An 891-nucleotide genomic window follows, 5' to 3' on the forward strand; every position below is an offset into this window, starting at 1 on the left:
CGGTCCCCTCGGACCTGCACCCGATCTCCCAGACCCAGCAGGCGAGCTCGCGCGCCACGGCGGCGTTGGCCTTGCACGCGCTCTTGCCCGCCGCGGCCAGCGCCTCGCGGCGGCGGTGGAGCCTGGCGGTGCAGTCGTCCGCCCTAGAGCGTATCGCCGGGGGCACGTCGGTGCCGGGGGCTGGGGCCTTGGGCCTCGGGGAGCACGTGGAGTAGTGCCATGCGGACTCTATGAGCGCCGTGCGCGCGAGCGCGTTGCCGGCCTTGGTTATCCCGCCGCGCCGCTCGGACTCGCCGCTCGAGCGCTCCGACGGGACCAGCCCGCACCAGCTCGCGAAGGCCGGCGCCGAGCGGAACCTGCTGAAGGACCCGGCCTCCGCCGCGAGCCTGAAGGCCGTCAGGGTGTCGACCCCCTTGATGCAGGACAGCGCCTCCACCGTCGCCCGCCAGCGGTCGGTGCCCGCCAGCGCGACGACCCTCCTCTCGAGCTGCCGCCTGTCCGACTCCGCGCAGCGGGCGGCCGTGACGTAGTACTCCAGCGCGTCGCGCTGCGGCCCCTCGAGCCTGATCTCCGAGACCCACCTCCAGTGGGCCCTCGTCCAGGCCTTCTTCCTCGCCCCGTCGGCGTTGCGCTCGTCCCAGACGTGGCCCAGCCTGATCAGGAACATGTTGAGGCGCTGCCTCGAGCGGCGGAGCTCGCGGGTCGCGTCGTCGAGGGCGCGGTCGAGGTCCCGGGCGGCCTCGACCGCCATGTCGGGCAGCGGGACCTCGACGATGTTGTGGGTGGCGAGCATGCGGGCGATGAACTCGGCGTCGCGCCGGTCGTTCTTACGCCGGGCGTCCGCCGCCGGCCTCTGCATCTTGGAGACGGCGGCCACGGCGCAGTCGAGGC

1 protein-coding gene is annotated in these 891 nt (G+C 73.8%); it reads right to left on the reverse strand.

The genetic code is table 11. From position 1 onward, the window contains the following. The coding region (locus KSY82_RS10195) for an IS110 family RNA-guided transposase (RefSeq protein WP_217752384.1) at positions 1–891 on the reverse strand (891 nt) is incomplete at both ends.

The organism is Collinsella aerofaciens (assembly GCF_019131995.1).
GTDB lineage: Bacteria > Actinomycetota > Coriobacteriia > Coriobacteriales > Coriobacteriaceae > Collinsella > Collinsella aerofaciens_S.